This is a genomic window from Auritidibacter ignavus, assembly GCF_029853775.1.
In the GTDB taxonomy this organism is placed as follows: domain Bacteria; phylum Actinomycetota; class Actinomycetes; order Actinomycetales; family Micrococcaceae; genus Auritidibacter; species Auritidibacter ignavus.
The window spans coordinates 1,726,882-1,742,810 of sequence record NZ_CP122564.1 but is presented as its reverse complement, the minus strand read 5'-3'; the positions used below and the strand labels follow the sequence as shown (position 1 = coordinate 1,742,810).

17 protein-coding genes are annotated in these 15,929 nt (G+C 59.4%); 11 read left to right on the top strand and 6 right to left on the bottom strand.

Going from position 1 to position 15,929, the window contains the following annotated elements; genetic code table 11:
• Positions 1-40: 40 nt before the first annotated feature.
• A complete protein-coding gene (locus QDX22_RS07965; protein ID WP_279723914.1) occupies positions 41-331 on the bottom strand; it encodes a hypothetical protein in 291 nt (96 codons plus the stop codon).
• A 272-nt stretch (positions 332-603) separates the two neighbouring features.
• On the opposite strand from QDX22_RS07965, the gene QDX22_RS07960 reads away from it, so the two are divergent.
• The 7 genes from QDX22_RS07960 to QDX22_RS07930 all read left to right on the top strand — a co-directional run bounded on the left by QDX22_RS07960 (position 604) and on the right by QDX22_RS07930 (position 6,468).
• The gene (locus QDX22_RS07960) at positions 604-1,227 is read left to right on the top strand and encodes a hypothetical protein (RefSeq protein WP_279717734.1); all 624 of its coding nucleotides are present in this window, start codon (positions 604-606) and stop codon (positions 1,225-1,227) included.
• On the top strand, positions 1,211-2,569 hold the full coding sequence (locus tag QDX22_RS07955; protein ID WP_425248464.1) for an IS256 family transposase: 1,359 nt from the start codon (positions 1,211-1,213) through the stop codon (positions 2,567-2,569). The genes QDX22_RS07960 and QDX22_RS07955 overlap by 17 nt, the downstream gene beginning before the upstream one ends.
• Positions 2,506-3,333 (top strand): integrase catalytic domain-containing protein, encoded by an 828-nt coding sequence (locus QDX22_RS07950; protein ID WP_279718189.1) that lies wholly within the window; start codon positions 2,506-2,508, stop codon positions 3,331-3,333. The genes QDX22_RS07955 and QDX22_RS07950 overlap by 64 nt, the downstream gene beginning before the upstream one ends.
• Before the next feature lie 183 nt (positions 3,334-3,516).
• Positions 3,517-4,479, top strand: a complete 963-nt coding sequence (locus tag QDX22_RS07945; RefSeq protein ID WP_279717733.1) for an NADPH:quinone oxidoreductase family protein — start codon at positions 3,517-3,519, stop codon at positions 4,477-4,479.
• Positions 4,476-4,997, top strand: coding sequence for a thioesterase family protein (locus QDX22_RS07940; protein WP_110101622.1), 522 nt, complete (start codon positions 4,476-4,478; stop codon positions 4,995-4,997). Before QDX22_RS07945 ends, QDX22_RS07940 begins: the two co-directional genes overlap by 4 nt.
• Before the next feature lie 51 nt (positions 4,998-5,048).
• Complete coding sequence (fabG, locus tag QDX22_RS07935) at positions 5,049-5,810, top strand: 3-oxoacyl-ACP reductase FabG (protein ID WP_110101621.1); 762 nt, start codon at positions 5,049-5,051, stop codon at positions 5,808-5,810.
• Positions 5,803-6,468 (top strand): HAD family hydrolase, encoded by a 666-nt coding sequence (locus QDX22_RS07930; RefSeq protein ID WP_279717732.1) that lies wholly within the window; start codon positions 5,803-5,805, stop codon positions 6,466-6,468. Before fabG ends, QDX22_RS07930 begins: the two co-directional genes overlap by 8 nt.
• Here the strand turns inward: QDX22_RS07930 and QDX22_RS07925 are convergent.
• Positions 6,456-6,920: a MaoC family dehydratase gene (locus tag QDX22_RS07925; RefSeq protein ID WP_110101619.1), complete on the bottom strand. Its 465-nt coding sequence runs from the start codon at positions 6,918-6,920 to the stop codon at positions 6,456-6,458. The two genes, QDX22_RS07930 and QDX22_RS07925, sit on opposite strands and share 13 nt — an antisense overlap.
• A 168-nt stretch (positions 6,921-7,088) precedes the next feature.
• On the opposite strand from QDX22_RS07925, the gene QDX22_RS07920 reads away from it, so the two are divergent.
• The 4 genes from QDX22_RS07920 to QDX22_RS07905 all read left to right on the top strand — a co-directional run bounded on the left by QDX22_RS07920 (position 7,089) and on the right by QDX22_RS07905 (position 11,657).
• On the top strand, positions 7,089-8,639 hold the full coding sequence (locus QDX22_RS07920) for a class I adenylate-forming enzyme family protein (protein ID WP_279695615.1): 1,551 nt from the start codon (positions 7,089-7,091) through the stop codon (positions 8,637-8,639).
• Positions 8,640-8,712: 73 nt separating this feature from the next.
• A complete protein-coding gene (locus QDX22_RS07915; protein ID WP_279717731.1) occupies positions 8,713-9,888 on the top strand; it encodes an acyl-CoA dehydrogenase family protein in 1,176 nt (391 codons plus the stop codon).
• Positions 9,885-10,955, top strand: a complete 1,071-nt coding sequence (locus QDX22_RS07910; RefSeq protein ID WP_110110858.1) for an acyl-CoA dehydrogenase family protein — start codon at positions 9,885-9,887, stop codon at positions 10,953-10,955. Before QDX22_RS07915 ends, QDX22_RS07910 begins: the two co-directional genes overlap by 4 nt.
• Before the next feature lie 72 nt (positions 10,956-11,027).
• Positions 11,028-11,657: a TetR/AcrR family transcriptional regulator gene (locus QDX22_RS07905; RefSeq protein ID WP_110099242.1), complete on the top strand. Its 630-nt coding sequence runs from the start codon at positions 11,028-11,030 to the stop codon at positions 11,655-11,657.
• Positions 11,658-11,804: 147 nt separating this feature from the next.
• On the opposite strand, the gene QDX22_RS07900 is transcribed toward QDX22_RS07905, so the two are convergent.
• Genes QDX22_RS07900 through QDX22_RS07885 form a run of 4 tightly spaced genes read right to left on the bottom strand, consistent with a single transcriptional unit; the run spans position 11,805 to position 15,916 of the window.
• Entirely contained in the window at positions 11,805-13,034 is a 1,230-nt protein-coding gene (locus QDX22_RS07900; RefSeq protein ID WP_110099243.1) for an acyl-CoA dehydrogenase family protein, read from the bottom strand.
• 22 nt (positions 13,035-13,056) lie between these two features.
• Entirely contained in the window at positions 13,057-13,896 is an 840-nt protein-coding gene (locus QDX22_RS07895) for an SDR family oxidoreductase (protein ID WP_110101615.1), read from the bottom strand.
• Positions 13,896-14,714, bottom strand: coding sequence for an enoyl-CoA hydratase-related protein (locus tag QDX22_RS07890; protein ID WP_110099245.1), 819 nt, complete (start codon positions 14,712-14,714; stop codon positions 13,896-13,898). The genes QDX22_RS07895 and QDX22_RS07890 overlap by 1 nt, the downstream gene beginning before the upstream one ends.
• Positions 14,711-15,916 carry an acetyl-CoA C-acyltransferase gene (locus QDX22_RS07885; protein WP_110099246.1) on the bottom strand — a complete coding sequence of 402 codons (1,206 nt, stop codon included), beginning with the start codon at positions 15,914-15,916 and terminating at the stop codon, positions 14,711-14,713. Before QDX22_RS07885 ends, QDX22_RS07890 begins: the two co-directional genes overlap by 4 nt.
• Between the last annotated feature and the right edge of the window lie 13 nt (positions 15,917-15,929).

Here is a 15,929-nt window from a genome sequence, read left to right as displayed (position 1 = left end):
CCGATGCGGATTGAGCAACACGAGCCCCTTACCCCGCACATCACTGCACGGACACGATCCTAAATGGGGAATGGTTCCACACGCCGTTCTTGAATACCAGGTTCACGACACCCGACGAATCATCCACACGACAGAGCTCAGGCTCACACCCTAATACCGGTCCACGAGAGAAATAGCGGATACCTGCGCCAATACGTACGACAGGTTCTTCGACAGATACCACAGTCGGTGCACTGAAATTCGCTGGAATCTGCTTACCATTCACGCACAGCACCGGTGAAGCAAACATTCTCATGAACCAGCCATTCATCCAGTGTGTCTTCACGTTCACGCGTATGCGATTCATCCTCGCACCTCTTCGGCATTCGACAGTGAGCGAGATTCCCGCACATCAAAGTGATTCCATAAGGCACAATCTTGCAGTTTCACCGTAGGCCCCGTTGCCGCAAGCACAGCTCCGATCGTCACAAAAGCGAACGACCACAATCTAATCATGGCGATAAATATTCCATGAAGCAAGGAAGCGACGTACCTTATTGATATTGAGCGCGTAGCTCAGGTCGTGCCTCACGTATCGTGAGCGCGAAGCCATAGTGTGAACGCATGGATAAGGACATTGTCTCGATGAGTGCTCGGATTGAAGTCACCAAGCAATTACGTAGGGATTATCGCACGGGGTCCAAGGCGGAGAAGTCAGCGATTTTAGATCAGTTTTGTGCTTCCACTGGGTTGGGCCGGTCCACGGCCAGGCGGTATCTGACGTCGCAGACCATCGGGGTCAAAAACGTGGTGCGCATTGACCGTCGAAAGCATAAACCCACGAAGTATTCGGCGAATGCGAAAAAGCAGTTGATCCGGGTGTGGCGGTTGATGGGCATGCCCTCGGGCAAATACATGAAACCGGTGATGGAAGACTGGTTAGACGCGTTAGAAGCCCACGATGAGTTGGCGTTTGGCCGCTCCGGGTATAACCCCACGGTGCGTGCCCAGCTGGTGGCCATGAGTGCCGCCACGATTGACCGGTATCTCAAGGCCGAACGCGACCGGTTACGCCTCAAAGGCATCGCTACGACCAAGCCTGGGGCCTTGTTGCGCAACTCGATTACGGTGCGACAAGCCGGCGATGAGGTCGAAGACGAACCAGGGTTTTTCGAAACCGAGAGGGTGTCAGATTGTTTGTGTACAGAGTTATCGATGAGAGGACATGATGATGACCATGACAGATGATCGTGTTGATCAGCCTGGTGGGGCTGATGTTGTTGCGCAGTTGAAGGCCAGTGGCGCCTTGGACGAGCTTTTCGCTCGGATCGACGCCGGTGAGATCGAGCTGACCGGCAACGGTGGAGTGATTCCTGAACTGATCAAGGAAGCACTCGAACGGGGCCTGCAGGCTGAGATGACCTCGCATCTGGGTTACGGGCCTGGTGACCGGGAGGCTAAAGCCGTCACGGACCGGCCGGTCAATGCCCGTAATGGCTCGTATTCCAAGACGGTCGCCAGCGAGGTCGGCGATATCGAGCTGACGGTGCCTAGGGATCGTGACGGGTCGTTCACCCCGCGTCTGGTGCCTAAGGGCTCGCGCCGGCTGGGCGGGCTGGATGAGATGATCATCAGCTTGTATGCCGGTGGAATGACGATCCGCGATATCCAGCATCACCTGGCTGTCACGATCGGCACGGAGCTGTCTCACGAGACGATCGCCAATATCACCGACGCCGTGCTGGAAGCCGTTGTGGAATGGCAGAACCGGCCGTTAGAAGAGTTCTACCCCGTGATCTACCTCGATGCGATTCGGGTTAAGGTCCGCGATGGTGGGCATGTGCGGTCAAAAGCGGCACACATCGCTGTCGGCGTCGATATGGACGGCATCAAGCACGTCCTGGGCATCTGGGTCCAGGACACCGAAGGCGCCGCGTTTTGGGCCCATGTCTGTGCCGAGCTTGCCAACCGCGGGATCCGCGATGTGCTCATCGTCTGCTGTGACGGGCTGACCGGCTTGCCAGAGGCTATCGAAGCGACCTGGCCGGACTCGCTTGTCCAGACGTGCGTGGTGCACCTGATCCGGGCAGCGAACCGGTTCGTCACCTACGGCGATCGCAAGGCGGTTTCACAGGCTTTGAAGGCCATCTACACCGCAAGCAACGAGGATACTGCCAAGGCTGCCCTGGAGGATTTCGCAGCTTCTGAACTCGGTCAGAAATACCCGTCAGCGGTCGCGACCTGGACAAACGCCTGGGAGCGTTTCGTGCCGTTTTTGGCGTTCCCGCCAGCGCTGCGGCGGGTGATCTATACGACGAATGCGATCGAGTCATTGAACTATCAGCTGCGCAAGGTCACGAAGAACCGCACTCAGTTCCCCACCGACGACGCGGTGGTGAAACTCTTGTGGCTAGCGATCTGCACGATCGAGGACAAACACGCACGCCAACGAGCCAAGGAACGCGGCAAACCCGCCAGCCAGCGCAAAGCCGCCGGCAGACTCGTCGAAGGACAAGTCACCACGAACTGGAAACAGGCACTAGCCCAACTCGCGGCAGCCTACCCCGACCGAATGAACCCATACCTGTAAACCCAACCCCCGTACACAACAGAATTGACAACCTCGAAACCGACACGGTGGCCCATTGCGGGCCAACCCTGCAAGGCGAATTCGCCCGCACCCTAACCATGACTGATGTGCGCACCGGGTGGGTGCACCTAGAAGTGCTCCGTCATAACGCCCAAGTGCACATCCTGGCAGGATTGGACCGGGCCGCAGCCGCCATCCCCTATGGGATCGCGGGCTTAGATTGTGACAACGGGTCAGAGTTCATCAACCACGAAGTCATGCACTGGGCTGCTGACCGGTTGATCTTTTTCACCCGGGGCCGGCCGTATCAAAAAAATGATCAAGCCACCGTGGAATCCAAAAACAACCACGCCGTGCGAAAATTTGGGTTTCACTACCGGTACGACACCGCAGATCAACGCGCCATCCTGGCGGCCCTATGGCAGGTGGTGGGTTTGAAACTCAACTACTTCACCGCCACCAAAAAACCCACCGGCTGGACCCAAGACGCCAGCGGGCGGCGCAAACGCCTCTATGACAAACCCAAGACTCCCTACCACCGGCTGCTGGATGCCGGGATCCTCTCCACCGCCCAACAAGAAGAGCTAGCGGCCATCTACCGCAGGATCAATCCAGCCCAGCTGACCCGCCAAATCCTGACCTACCAAGACCGGCTGATCAGCCTGGCCAAAGACAAAACCCTCACCATCGCCGCCGACCTCGACAGCAAGCACCAGGCCCGGCAAAAACGCCGCACCACCGGCATCCGCATCAAAGCCAGCTAACCCAAGTTTTCGCGCTCAAACTAGCTGAGGCACGACACTGCAGCCACGCGACCTCTCGCGCTCACGATCTGTGAGGCACGACTTACCCTTCGCGCTCAGTTTGACATGAGGCACTACGCCCGTCCACATTCTTTGATACACCCCATTATTGAATCTGGACTCAAGTTCATCTATGTTTGGTGTATGCGTGCGATACAGATCACACAACTAGAAGGACCCGAAGCCATCGAATTTAACGAGGTCGATGACCCCGTTGTCACTGACCCCGATAAGGAAGTACTGATCCAGGTCAAGGCCGCCGGGGTGGCCTTTCCAGAACTGCTTCAAACGCGCGGGCAGTACCAGATGAAGCCTGATTTGCCGTTCATCCCCGGAGCCGAAGTCTCCGGCGAAGTCCTCGACGCCCCCGAGTCCACCGGACTGGTTCCCGGAGACCGCGTGGCAGCGCTGTGCTTGCTCGGTGGGTTCGCCGAGAAAGTCACCGCCCGGGCTGACCTGACCTTCAAACTCCCGGACAACATCAGCTTTGAGCAGGGGGCAGCCTTTTTGTTCAACTACTGCACCTGCCAGTTCGCGCTCCGCCGTCGCGGGGCGATGAGCTCCGAGGACACCGTCCTCGTTCACGGTGCCGCCGGCGGTATCGGTACCTCCGCGATTCAGATCGCCAAAGCTTTCGGCGCTCGCGAGGTGATTGGCGTGACCTCCACCGAAGAGAAGGCCGAGATCGCCCGCGCGGCCGGCGCCGACCGTGTGGTGAACTCCGAGAATCTCCTCGAGGAACTCGGCCGGTCTTCCGTGGACATTGTGGTGGACCCGGTTGGAGGTGACCGCTTCACCGACTCGTTGCGCGCCCTGAAGCCGGAGGGTCGACTATTGGTTATCGGCTTTACCGCCGGTTCCATCCCCGAGGTCAAGGTCAACCGCCTGCTGCTGAACAATATTTCGGTGGTCGGTGTCGGCTGGGGTGCCTTTGGGCTGAACAAGCCCGGCTTTATTGCCGAGCAGTTCGCCGATATGGAAGAGCACCTGGCCGCCGGTCGTCTGGTGCCACCGCTCGGCCCGGTCTTTGATCTCGCTGAGGCCAGCAAAGCCCTACAAGTTCTGGAAACGCGCACCGCGACCGGAAAGGTGGTCCTGCGCGCATGAGCACCGAGGCATCCTCCCAGCGCATCTACATTCCCACTCTCGATGAGCTGGGAGAGCTCGAGCAGGTTTATTCTGTGACCGCCCCCGAACGGTGGCGTGACTACAACGATCACGTCAACGTCTTGGGGCACTACGAGTTCTTGATGCACACCCTGCACTACGGTCTGATGTCCATGGGCATCACCCCCGACTACATCCAGACCCATGGACGCAGCACCTTTACGCTGGAACAGCACGTGACCTTCGCCCATGAAATCCAGATCGGTGCCAAACTCGGTGGCTATGTGCGCCTAGTGGACCGCAACGCGAAACTCTTGCGCGGTGTGGCCATTGCTGCGAATCTCACCACCGGCGAGGTGGCCTCGATGGCCGAATTCGCCGATATTCACGTCGATATGTCCACGCGGCGGTCGACCGCCTGGAATGACGAGCTCGGTGACAAACTCGACCAGCGACTGGCCCACGATCGTCAGCTCAGCTGGCTGGCACCGGATTCCGGTAGCCTGAAGCTCCGTTAGCCCCCGACCCCTGATTTTCCTCGATTCCAACTCGATTTGAAGGAGTACCCCATGTCCACTACTGAACCACGCGTTGCCATCGTTACCGGTGCCGGTCGCGGCATCGGTGCAGCCATTGCCCAGCGTCTGGCCTCTGATGGCCTGAAAGTTGCGGTGCTGGATCTGGCCGAAGAGCAGTCCCAGAAGACCGTCGATGCCATCACCTCCGCCGGTGGCCAGGCCCTGGCCGTCGGCGCTGATGTCTCCGATGAAGACTCGGTCAAGGCCGCTGTTGCCAAGGTTGCCGATGAGCTCGGCGCCCCGACCGTGCTGGTCAACAACGCCGGCATCATCCGCGACAACCTGCTGTTCAAGATGACCGTGGACGACTGGGATGCCGTGATGGGTGTGCACTTGCGCGGTACGTTCCTGATGTCGCGCGAAACCCAGAAGCATATGACGGAGGCTGGCTTCGGTCGTATCGTGAATCTCTCCAGTGTTTCAGCCTTAGGCAGTCGTGGTCAGGCCAACTACTCCGCTGCCAAGGCTGGTCTGCAGGGCTTTACCAAGACCCTGGCGATCGAGCTGGGTAAATTCGGTGTCACCACCAATGCAATTGCCCCCGGTTTTATCGAATCGGATATGACCGCTGCCACGGCCGAACGCATTGGTATCAGCTTCGACGAATTTATTGAAAAAACCGTTGCGCAGATCCCGGTTGCCCGCAGCGGTAAGCCCGACGACGTTGCCCACCTGGCCTCCTTCCTGATTTCCGAAGGCGCTGGCTACGTGAACGGTCAGGTTATTTATGCAGGTGGCGGTCCCTTTGACTAATCAGCGGCCGACACCATCTGATGGTGCCAGCTCTGGTCAGTACTCTGCCGTGATGTTTGACTTCGGCGGAGTGCTGACCACCTCGTTGCTGGCAGGATTCCAAGCGTTCGGAGACAAGTACGGTAACCGTGACCTGCCGTTGAAGATCCTGGGTACCAAAGGATCCGCCTCTGCCAAGTTGCTCGGTGCCCACGAAGAAGGTCGCATCTCCGCGGCCGAATTCGAACAGGGCTACCACGAGGAACTGGCGGAGCACGGACTGCAGGTGCCTGATCGCGGGACCATTGAGGAGATACAGTCTTACCTCCACCCGGACCGGGGGACCATCGATCTCGTGGCAGAAATTCGTCAAGCCGGTATCCCTACCGGCTTGCTGTCGAACTCGTTTGGCGACAATACCTATGCTGGCTTTGAACTGGAGTCCATGTTCGATGCGGTCACCATCTCCGGAGTCATTGGTGCACGCAAGCCCTCACGCGTGGCATACCTCACCGCCTGCCAGAAGCTCGAGGTAGCTCCTGAGCAGACGGTGATGATTGACGATCTTCAGCATAATCTCGATGCAGCGGCCCGGTTGGGGATGGGAGCCATCCGCCATACCGATGCCGCCAGCACTCGCGCTCAGCTGAGCGACTTACTGAGTAATTACTCTGTGTAACGTCCCAGGGCCTCGGCAACACAAACCGGCTTTTCAATACCTTCGGCCTCATACACCTGCACGGTGGTGACCTGGGCTGAACCCTCGCCGACTTCTTCCACTGAAGAAATTGTCGAGGTCACGCGAATTCGGGTCCCCACCGGTAGGGGATGGGGGAAACGGACCTTGTTATATCCGTAGTTCAAGGTGTGGGTAAAGCCCTCCAGCTGAATCAGCTGCTCAGAGAAATACGGGCCCAGCGACAGCGTGAACAGCCCGTGAACAATGGTGCCACCCAACGGGCTGGCCTTGGCTCGTTCGACATCGATGTGGATCCACTGATGATCTTCGGTGGCATCGGCGAAAGCGTTGACTTTATCCTGATCAACCGTGTACCACTCCGTAGGGCCCAGTTCCTTGCCCTGGAGTTCTTTCAGTTCGGCGATCGAGCTGACGGTGGTGACTTCTACCATCGTGATATCTCCTTCTCGTAGGTGAGCTATATCACCTTCATGTTAAGTGAACCTGAACTCGGATTCAATGGATCATTTTTCTCTTGCGCAGTTGTCTTGAATCTGATCTCAAGTTCGATATAAGCTAGGTGAGAGGTAGATCACATCTTAATGTGGAGAAGGACCGCCATGACCAATTTGGTAGACATCATCTGGAATCACGCCCAGCAACAACCTGAAGCCAACGCCTTGCGTGAAGGGGTCGATGAGGCCGAACGTATCTGGTCGTATGACCGGCTCGCTCGCAACATCAGCGGCGTGATCCCCGAATTTCAGCGCCGTGGCATCCAACCGGGGGATCGGGTTCTTTTCGTGGTACCCACCTCAGCGGAGTTCGTGCTGGCCTATCACGCCTTGGCTGCGCTGGGCGCTATCGCGGTGACCGTCAACGCAGCCTGCACCGCTCGCGAACTGCAGTACTTCATCGAGGACTCAGAACCTGTGCTGGCCTTGGGGTGGAAGGAAGACGGCAAAGGTTTCGAACAACTCGAGAAAGCTGCCGAGGCCACAGATGTCTCCACCTGGCTCCTGGAGCCTGGGGTTTTTGACGATCTGGTCGCCGACTCCCTGGCTGATCCCGCCGATCTCGCCGATGGAACCCCGATGGCTATTCTGTACACCTCCGGGACCACCGGACGTCCGAAAGGTGCGGTGCTGACGCACAACAACATCATGGCCTGCGGTCGCATGGCCGCAACCACCAACGAGTTGGGCTCCTCGGACAGTCTGGGCACGGGGTTGCCGATGTTCCATGTGTTTGCACAAGTAGCGGTGATGCACACCGTCTTTCATGGCGGGGCAAGCTTATCGCTACTTCGCCCGTTCACCCCGCACGGGATGATGGAGATGATGGTCAAGCACCAACTCACTTCAGCATCCGGGGTGCCGACCATGTGGAACGCGATGTTGCACGTACCGAATCCCTACCGCCCCGAGGACTTTTCGAACATGCAGAAGGTGACCTCCGGTGGAGCTGCTCTGCCCATCCAGGTGGCTAAGAAGTTCTATCAAGCCTTCGGCGGAGATGTTATTGAAGGCTACGGTCTGACCGAAACCACCGGGTACGGCATCGGAAACCGGCCCCATGCGACCCGCAAAGAAGGCAGTATCGGTCTGCCGGTCGAAGGCGTCGACGTCACCATCTTGGACGATAATGGCCAAGAGCTGGGCGTGAATGAGATCGGTGAGATCGCGCTCGATGGCCCGATTGTGATGAAAGAATACTGGGGCCGTCCCGAGGCCACCGCCGCGACCTTTAGCGGGCGTTGGTTCCGCACGGGTGACCTGGGTCGGATCGATGAAGACGGCTATGTCTTCATTGTGGACCGCAAGAAGGATTTGATCATTCGGGGTGGCTACAACGTCTACCCGCGCGAGGTTGAAGAAGTGCTCTACACCCATCCGGATGTGGTCGAGGCCGCCGTAGCCGGGGTGCCCGACGAGCATCTGGGTGAAGAAATTGCCGCGGTGATTACCTTGCGCCCCGATGCGACCCCCGATGCGCCCGCATTGAAGGAATGGCTGGGCGAGTATTTGGCGCACTACAAGATTCCACGGATCTATCATTTCGTGGAGTCGCTCCCCAAGGGGGCGACCGGCAAAATCCTGAAACGCGCCATCGACCGGGATGAGCTCCGTGACCAGGGCGTGCGAGTCTCCAGCGCCCCGCAACGGTCCTAGACCATCTCTAGATGACCGCAATATAGCCCCCCAACGGATACACACAACATAGAGAAAGAAGGGAGAGTGTCTCGTGACTGATCCCGTCCAGCTGCTATCCGAGAGGATAGATCGCCTCCTGGCCGAACACGATACCTCCAATGTTCAAGAATTCCTCGGAGCCCGCTTTGATGCCGGTCTCGCCTGGGTGCATTTCCCTGAGGGACACGGTGGCCTGGGCCTACCGCGCGAGTACAACGACTTCGTCAATGCTCGCCTGGCAGAAGCCGGCGCACCTGGCCCAGATACCAACGGTAACGGCATTGGTCTGGGTATGGTCGCTCCGACCCTGATCGCTAAGGGTACCGAAGAGCAGCAGAACAAGTACCTGCGCCCGCTCTACACCAGCGAAGAAATCTGGTGCCAGCTCTTCTCCGAGCCCGGTGCCGGCTCTGACTTGGCCGCGGTGTCTACCCGCGCGGTGTTGGATGGAGATACCTGGACGGTCAACGGTCAGAAGGTCTGGACCTCGGTGGCCCACCAGGCTCAGCGGGCGATTCTGGTAGCCCGAACTGACATTGAGGTACCCAAGCACGCCGGCATGACCTACTTCCTGGTTGATATGTCAGACCCGGGAGTCGAGGTCCGCCCCTTACGCCAGATCACCGGTGAAGCCGAGTTCAACGAGGTCTTCCTGCAGGATGTGAAGATTCCTGATGCAGACCGTGTTGGTGAGACCGGCGAAGGCTGGCGGGTCGCCAATGCCACGCTGAATAATGAGCGTGTTGCCATTGGTGCTGGGGCCGATCGTGAAGCCGGTCAGATTGGGCTGTTGGCTCGTCAATGGCGGGAGAACCCGCAACTACGGACCCCCGCTGCACAACAAGAGATTTTGCACTGGTGGGTGGAAACCGAAGTCACCCGGCTGGTGGGTGAGCGAGTGCGCCAACAACTGGAAGTTGGTCAGCCCGGACCAGAATCTTCGGCGCTGAAGTTGGCCTTTGCCACTCAGGCTCAGGCGGTCACCGGTGTGGCCCTCGAGCTCGATCCGGACGCAGGCCTGGTCTATGAGGATTGGGAGCTGCGTCGTCCCACGAAGGCAGATTTCTTGGGTCGCGATGCCGGATTCCGCTACCTGCGTGCCAAGGGGAACTCGATCGAAGGCGGTTCCTCAGAAATCATGCGCAATGTGGTAGCTGAGCGCGTACTCGGTCTGCCCCAAGAAGCTCGCCCCGATAAAGGAATTCCCTTCAAGGATCTGCCACGATGACCAATTTGCTGTATACCGAAGATGAAACCGACCTGCGCGATGCGGTCAAAGATGCACTGTCGCGACACTTGAGCTCGGCTGATGTCGCCGATCTCTACGACAACCCCCAGCCCTGGCACACTGCACTGTGGGACGCTCTGGCCGGTGAGATTGGCTTGGCCGGCCTGTTGATCAGCGAGGACCACGGCGGATTTGGTGGCGGACCGCGCGAAGCGGCCACCGTGCTGGAAGAACTCGGTGGTGCTGTGGCACCGGTGCCGTTTTTGACCTCCTCGGTGTTGGCCACCCAGGTGTTGAACCACCTCGAGGCTGGTGACGCGTTGGAACAGCTGGCCAGCGGCGAAAAGACCGCTGCCTTGGTGCTACCGTTCAGCGCTCGTGCTGGACACTGGTCTGCCGTTGAGGCGGGTAGCTCGGTTACCCCGGTAGCCGGTGCCTGGGGTGCGGATCTGCTGTTGGTGCCCTTGGCTTCGGCCGATGGCGTCAACCTGCACCTCATCGAAGCTGAGCAGGCCACCGTTGAACCGGTGACCAGCCTGGATATGTCCCGGCCCCTGGCGACCGTGTCTGGTCTTGGAGAAGGTACCGTGCTGGCCAGTGGCGACCAGGCCGTGGCGGCGGTGGACTTCGGATTGCGCAGTGCCACGGCGCTACTGGCCAGTGAACAGTACGGTGTGGCCTATCAGTGCTTGACCACCACGGTCGAATACGTGAAGACCCGTATCCAGTTCGCTCGCCCGATCGGTTCCTTCCAGGCCATCAAGCACCGGCTGGCCGATCTGTATCTGCAGGTGACCTCCGCACAGGCCGCGGCTCGCTACGCAGCCGGAGTGCTGAACGATGCCGATCAGGATCTGCCCATCGCGACCGCGGTGGCGGCATCCTATAACGCGGACGTGGCGGTCAAGGCTGCTGAGGAAGCCGTCCAGCTCCACGGTGGTAATGGGATGACCTGGGAGTTCCCGATTCACCTGCTTTTGAAGCGGGCTAAAGCCGACCAGCTGGGCTTGGGCACCCCCGGTACCCACCGCGAAGACCTCGCGCCGTTGGTCGATATCACTCTGTAGCGTGCCGCACCTGTTGTAGAGTCGCACAAGTCTACATCGTTCGAACACCATCCCCAGTCCAAGGAGCCACCGATGCCAGAGTCAACGTTAAAGCCACGTACTGCACGCGGTGAAAAGACTCGGGCAGCGCTGTTGCGGGCAGCGCGGGTGGTGTTCGAACGTGACGGCTATTTGGATGCACGGCTGACCGATATCACCGTCGAAGCCGGTTGTTCGACCGGGACTTTTTATACGTATTTCACCTCGAAAGAAGAAATCTTCGAGGCTCTGATGGAAACGGCCAAGAACGAGATGTTGCACCTCTCGGTGGGAGATACCGAAGGTGCCGATCCGGCCGAGGTTATTGAAGCCAGCAACCGCCATTATTTCGAGTCTTACCAGTCCAACGCAAAGCTTATGGGACTAATGGAAGAGGTCGCCCAGGTTGATCCGAATTTTATGAAGCTTCGCTACGAGCGGGGCATGCGTTTTATTGAACGCAATGCCCATTCGATCGAAGAGTTACAGCGACGCGGACTTGCTGATGCCAACCTAGATCCCATTCTTGCCTCTCGTGCGTTGTCTGGGATGGTCTCCCGCCTGGCATACTTCAACTTTGCTCTGAACGCTACGAACTACACCATCGATGAGCTGGTGGCGACCACCACTCGCATGTGGTGTGGCGCGCTCAGCATCGATCACGCCAGCATCGATCAGGACTAAGTTTTTCTTTTCTCTGTGAATCGTTCTTTTTCTGGTGCCCTGGTGTCTGCGCTGATCGAGGGCACCCATGTCGTTAAACCAAGAGGCCAGAACCAGAATCCCAGCACGGTGCGGGATCTGATTCTGGCCTCGACTGCCTGCAGGCTATTATTTCGCTACGGTGTCGCGTAGACGCTTGAGTTCCATGCGAGCAATGGTGCGCTTGTGGACCTCATCAGGACCATCGGCCAACCGCAGGGTGCGCTGAGCAGCCCAGAACTCGGCCAGCGGGAAGTCATTGGTGACACCGCCACCACCATGGACCTGAATCGCCCGGTCGATGACCTTCAAGGCCATGTTCGGGGCGGCCACCTTGATCGCGGCAATCTCGGTGCGCGCCTCACGGTTACCCACGGTGTCCATCAGCCAGGCGGCCTTAAGCACCAGCAACCGGTTCATTTCGATCTCAATGCGAGACTCGGCAATCCAGTCCTGGATGTTGGCCCGCTCGGAAAGTGGCTGACCGAAGGTTTCGCGACTCTGGGCACGAGTGATCATCAGATCTAGGGCACGCTCGGCGGCACCGATGGTGCGCATACAGTGATGGATGCGTCCCGGGCCCAAGCGGGCCTGGCTGATCTTGAAGCCGTCGCCTTCTCCGGCCAGCAGGTCGGTTACGGGAACCTTGACGTTTTCGAAGGTCACTTCTGCGTGACCCTCACGATCCATGTAGCCGAAGACCGGCAGACCGCGGACCACGGTCACGCCGGGGGCATCGATGGGGACAACCATCATCGACTGTTGGCGGTGCGTATCAGCCTCAGGGTCGGTCTTACCCATCACGATCAGCACACGACATAGCGGGTGCAGGGCGTTGGATGCGAACCACTTACGGCCGTTGAGGATGTAGTGATCACCGTTGCGTTCCATCCGCAGCTGGATATTAGTGGCATCGGAGCTGGCCACCTCGGGCTCGGTCATGCAGAAGGCCGAGGCGATCTCGCCAGCCAGCAGCGGTTTGAGCCAGCGCTCGCGGTGCTCCTCAGTTCCGAACAGCTCCAGAACTTCCATGTTTCCGGTATCGGGAGCATTGCAGTTGGTGGCCTCGGGAGCCAAGCCCGGGCTACGGCCCATGATCTCGGCCAGGGGAGCATAGTCGAGGTTCGACAGGCCCGGGCTACCCCACTCTTCATTGGCGTGGGGGTGGAACAGGTTCCACAGACCGCGGGATTTGGCTTCGGCCTTGAGCTCTTCCATGATCGGTGGGTGGAAGTTGTCATCCCCGGATTCGTGCATCTGTTGTTCGAAGACCGGCTCGGCTGGGTAGATGTGTTCGTCCATAAAGTCGAGGAGTCGTTGCCGGTAATCCTGACAACGATCTGAGAAACTGAAATCCATGACGTTCTCCTGTTGTGGGGTGTTATGAGTCTGATGTGGTTTCTGCAAGGAGGGTGTCCTGGTACCGGCGCATCCCTTCCATCCAGCGTGGGTAGTCGCTGTTTTTGCGTGAGATATAGGTCTTGAGCTGTTCGTGCGGCAGGATCAAGAAGTCCTTCCGCTCGAGGGCAACCAGGGTATGCTCGGCAACCTGCTCGGGGCTGAGCACCTCGGCGCTGGCGGTCACCGACTGGTGAGCAGCCCGGGAGGCATCATCGGCGGAGGCCAAGTCCATCAGCAGGTCGGTATTGACCCCCAGCGGACAGAGGCAGGAGACGTCGATCCCCTGATGTCCGTAGGTGATCGACAGCCACTCCGCAAATGACACCGCTGCGTGCTTGGTGACCGCATACACGGCCGAACCGATCTGAGTCAGCAGACCGGCCGCCGAGGCAGTGGAGAGGAAATGACCGCTCCCACGCTCGATCCAGTCGGGGACGAAGACCTGCGCTGCCCGGACGTGGGCCATCACATTGATCTCGATGGCCTTATTCCAGTCCTCGTCGCTGACTTCCAGGCCAGCAGCGCCAGCGATGCCGGCGTTGGCAACATAAAGGTCGATGGCTTCGACCTCGAAGGTTTCGTGTGCGGTACGACGGAAGCCTCGAATGTCCTCCAGTGAGGCGGCGTTGCCGGCGACCGTGACAAAACGGTCGTGGTAGGTAGTTGCCAGTGCCTCGGCTTGAGCATCGAGCTTGGTTTGGTCTAGATCGGTGAGCAACACCCGGGCGCCGGCCTCCAACAACGCCTGAGCAAGGGCGGCTCCAATGCCGCCACCCGCGCCGGTGACGATCGCCACCTGATCGGTGAACGGGGTGGTCATTAGTCCATCACCCAGCCCGTGCTGAATTCCGGTGCTTGCTTAGTGACGAAAGCTTCTACCGCGCGTTGGTGCTCTGCGGTCAGGCCGGTGGCTTTGTGCCGGTAGACCTCAGCCTGCATGGCTTCATCCAAGGACACGGTGGGAGCATCCAGCAGGTTCTGCTTGATCGCATGCAGTGCCGGCGATGAGCTGGAGGCCAGTTGCGAGGCGATGGCGATCGCAGACTCATCGATGACCTCGTGAGCTACGATCTGGTTGATCAGACCTGCCTCATAGCACTGTTGACCACGCAACTTCGGAGACAGGAAAAGGTACTCGCGAGCCTTGGCTGGACCCACCAGCTGGTTGAGCAACCACGCCACACCGAAGTCGCCACCGAGTCCCACGTTGGCGAACGCGGTGGCAAACACCGTCTTTTCGCTACCGATTCGCAGATCGGCGGCCAACGCGAGACCAGCACCGGCCCCGGCAAAGGCACCGGGCAGGCTGGCCACGACCGGTTTCGGGAACGAGTAGATCCGGCCGGTGGTGGTGCGCTGGGCTTCCAACTGGGCTTGAGCTGCCTCGTCGTCGATCTCGGTGGCTCCACCACCTTCACCACCCTGCTCAGCGAAACCTTGCACATCGCCACCGGAGCAGAAGGCACCACCGGCGCCCGTCAGCACCACCGCGCCGACGCTATCGTCGGTTGCGAAGGCCTCCAGGGCATCGGCCAGCCCCGTGAGCATAGCGTGGTTCAGGGCGTTGCGACGTTCCGGTCGGTTCAGGGTGATGATGCCGACTCCGTCGCGAATGTCGGTCAGTACTTCTTGACTCATGCGTTGTTCACCTCGAACAGTCCAGCAGCACCCATGCCACCACCGATACACATGGTCACCACGACGTACTGCACACCGCGACGGCGACCTTCCAACAGAGCGTGACCGACCAGACGAGCCCCCGTCATGCCGTAGGGGTGACCAATAGAGATACCGCCACCGTTGACGTTGTATTTCTCGGGGTCGATGCCCAGCTTGTCCCGACAGTACACGGCCTGAGAAGCGAAGGCTTCGTTCAGTTCCCACAGGCCAATGTCGTTGAGATCCAGGTTGTGCTGTTTGAGCAACTTCGGGATCGCGAAGACCGGGCCAATACCCATTTCATCAGGCTTGCAACCGGCCACGGCGATGCCACGGTAGGTGCCCAAGGGAGTCAGGCCACGTTCTTTAGCGACCTTATCGCTGACCAGTACCGAGGCGGACGCGCCGTCGGACAGTTGCGAGGCGTTACCGGCGGTAATGGTGGAGTGCTGGGTGACAGTGCCATCGGGTAGCACCGGATTCAGACCCTGCAGGGTCTCGAGGGTGGTGGACGGACGGTTACCCTCATCCTTGGTAAGCTCAACCTCTTCGGTAGAGGTTTCGCCGGTCTCTTTATTGAGGACCAATTTGGTCGAGGGTAGCGGCACGATTTCGTCATCGAGGCGACCGGCCGCCTGGGCGGCGGCGGTGCGCTCCTGGGAACTCAGTGCGTACTCATCCTGCTGGGCACGGGTTACGCCGTAGCGTTCAGCCACCACCTCCGCAGTGTGTAGCATGGGCATGTACGTATCGGGCACGTTGTCGACCAGCCACGGGTCCTCGGCACGGTAGGTATTCATCTGCTGGTTCTGGACCAATGAGATGGACTCCACGCCACCACCGACGGCCACGTCGAACCCATCGACGATGATTTCCTTGGCTGCGGTGGCAATGGCCATCAGGCCGGAGGCGCACTGCCGGTCCACGCTCATGCCGGCTACCGTGTTCGGCAGGCCGGCGCGCAGAGCAGCCTGGCGGGCGATGTTGTTGCCGGTGGAGCCTTGCTGGAGCGCGCAACCGAAGACGACATCGTCAATCTCTTCGGGTGAAATACCGGCACGCTTGACCGCCTCCGCGATCGCGTGGCCGGCAAGTTCCTGGCCCTGGGTGTCGTTGAATGCACCCTTATAGGCTCGACCAATAGGAGTCCTGGCGGTGGAAACAATAACCGCTTCTGTCATGATGTGTTGCCTT